General features: G+C 64.3%; 2 protein-coding genes and 2 pseudogenes. 2 read left to right on the top strand and 2 right to left on the bottom strand.

From position 1 onward, the window contains the following. Positions 1-109: pseudogene (locus EN949_RS36940) on the top strand (proline racemase); the annotation flags it as partial. A 9-nt stretch (positions 110-118) separates the two neighbouring features. Here EN949_RS36940 and EN949_RS34710 read toward each other — a convergent pair. Together EN949_RS34710 and EN949_RS34705 are read right to left on the bottom strand one after the other, a co-directional pair. Beyond that, entirely contained in the window at positions 119-829 is a 711-nt protein-coding gene (locus EN949_RS34710; RefSeq protein WP_127367141.1) for a sulfate transporter family protein, read from the bottom strand. 90 nt (positions 830-919) lie between these two features. Further along, on the bottom strand, positions 920-1,852 hold the full coding sequence (locus tag EN949_RS34705) for an EamA family transporter (RefSeq protein WP_013528051.1): 933 nt from the start codon (positions 1,850-1,852) through the stop codon (positions 920-922). Between the two features lie 230 nt (positions 1,853-2,082). On the opposite strand from EN949_RS34705, the pseudogene EN949_RS36935 reads away from it, so the two are divergent. Then, positions 2,083-2,192 (top strand): annotated as a pseudogene (locus EN949_RS36935) (adenosine kinase); the annotation flags it as partial.

Genomic DNA, 2,192 nt, shown 5'->3' with positions numbered 1-2,192 from the left:
GCATGAGGCGATCATCGCCCGCGTCGGCGGCCGCGCCTACTATTCCGGGCGGGCCGAATTCATCGTCGAGGCCGATGACGAGCTCGGACGCGGATTTCTGTTGCGCTGAAGAAAATGCCTAGCCGCGTGAGGGGCGAGCCACTTCCCGCACCGAGATCGCCTTGTGCAGATGCACCATCATGGCGGCGGCGAACAGCGGCGTCAGCAGGTTGAGCAACGGCACGGCGAGGAAAGCGGCGATGAGCAGCCCGGCGAGAAACACTGTGCCGGCATAGTGCCTGCGCAAGGCCCTGGCCTCGTCTTCGCCGCGAAAGCGCATGGCGGCGAATTCGAAGAACTCGCGCCCGAGCAGATAGCCGTTGACGATGAAGAAGGCGGCTATGTTGACGCCCGGCACCAAGAGAAGCAGCAGGGCGACGATGTTGCCGAGAATGACGACACCGAGGAATCGCGCCGACAGCACCAGCGAGCGCAGCGCCGGCATGGCGCGGCCGGTCGGATCGCGGGGATAGTCGGTGCGCTCGACCACTTCGGCGATATCGTCGAGGAACAGGCCGGCGACAACAGCCGTCACCGGCGCGATGAGCAACGCCATGCCGAAGGCAAGCGCTATTGCCGCGATGATGCCGCCGAGCCACCCGGCCCAGGACGGCATGCCGGGCAACAGCGTCTGCAGCCACGGCAGCGCCAGCCATTCGACGAGGCTGGTCAGGCCGAACCACAGAGCCACCAGTGCCAGCACGGTCAAGCCCAGCGTCTTGACGAACACGGCCCGAAAGGGAGGCGAAATCAGCTCGAGGGCCGCAGCGCGGGCAGCGTCGAAAATCACCTTGTCACACCCCCGGTTAGCGGACGCCGCCTAAAAGGCGGATGCTTCCGAGATAGGCAGCGCAGGCCATGAGCACAAGCGGGCTGGCGTCTACCGCGCAAACGCCGGCTTTCGAACCGGGATGGTCATGGCAGCGACCCCGGCCACGACAAAACCCATGCCCAGCCATGCCGTCGAACCAAGACTTTCGCCGAGGAAGAGAGCGCCGATGCCGACGCCGATCGGCACGCGCAGATAGGCCTGCGAGGTGGTGCCGACCGAACCCAGCGTGTGGATGAGGCGGAAATAGATGACGAAGGCCAGCGCGGTGGAAAAGACCGACAGGCCGAGCAGGGCCAGGATCGACGCGGTCGATGGCGCCAGCGTCCACGGCTGGTCGAACACCAGACTGAGCGGCACGAGGATGACGGCGCCGCACAGCATGGAACCGGCGGCCGGTAGCATTGGGTCGAGGCCCTTGAAACCGCGGCCGAAAATGGCGGCCCCGGCATAGCAGACCGTCGCGGCGACGATTGCCAATTGCGCCCACAATTCATGACCGAGGCCACTCAGCGCCTGCGTGCCGATAATGAGGCAGATGCCGGCAATGCCGGCGCCCACACCGATCAGTTTGCGCAAGGTGACCGGCTCGTGGCGGGTGATGAGCGCGGTCAAGAGGAAGGTGAAGATCGGCGAGGTCGCGTTGAGGATGGTGGCGAGGCCGGCATCGACCGAGCGTTCGGCCGCGGCGATCAGGGTGAACGGAATAACGCTGTTGAGGCAGGCCTGGAAGGCGAAGCGGCGCCAGCTTGCAGCGTCGCCCGGCAAGGCGAGCCCGCGCCAGCGGATGATGGCCAACAGGATGCCGCCAGCGATCAGGGTGCGGGCGGCAATGAAGGTGACCGGCGGGATGGTTTCGACGCCGATCTTGATGAAGGTGTAGGAGGCGCCCCAGAGCACTGCCAGCACGACGAGCAGTACCAGGTCGGTGGTCAGATCGTTTTTTGCAGGCTCGTTCTTCGTCGACATGCTTTTTGTAGACATTGGGGGCTGGCTCGCCTTCGAAGCGGGATCGTCTGATCCAGGCTTATAGGCGGTGCGGCGATGAAATGCTTCGGCCACGGTCGAATTCTCATAGCGCCTCGCGGCTGATGCGCCTTTGCCTGTTCCGCCAAAGTTGCGTGTCACGCCCTAGGCAAACCGGTTTCAAATCGCTAGACCCGCGCCGGGCCGGCGTGGCAAGAAGCCGGCTCGGGTTTTTGGCGGAGATTTTGATGCCGGATTATGACGTGCTTTGCATCGGCAATGCCATTGTCGACATCATCGCCCAGTGCGACGAGGAATTCCTCGAGACCAACGGCATCATCAAGGGCGCGATGAACCT

Origin of the sequence: Mesorhizobium sp. M7A.F.Ca.US.007.01.2.1, from assembly GCF_003998165.1 — a bacterium.
Classification (GTDB): Bacteria; Pseudomonadota; Alphaproteobacteria; order Rhizobiales; family Rhizobiaceae; genus Mesorhizobium; species Mesorhizobium ciceri.
Note: the sequence above shows the minus strand (reverse complement) of the source record. Positions and strands in the feature narration are given on the sequence as shown.

Coding starts and splice junctions, on each gene's coding strand:
- EN949_RS34705 (WP_013528051.1), bottom strand. CDS start 1,852: ATGTCTACAAAAAGCATGTCGACGAAGAACGAGCCTGCAAAAAACGAT.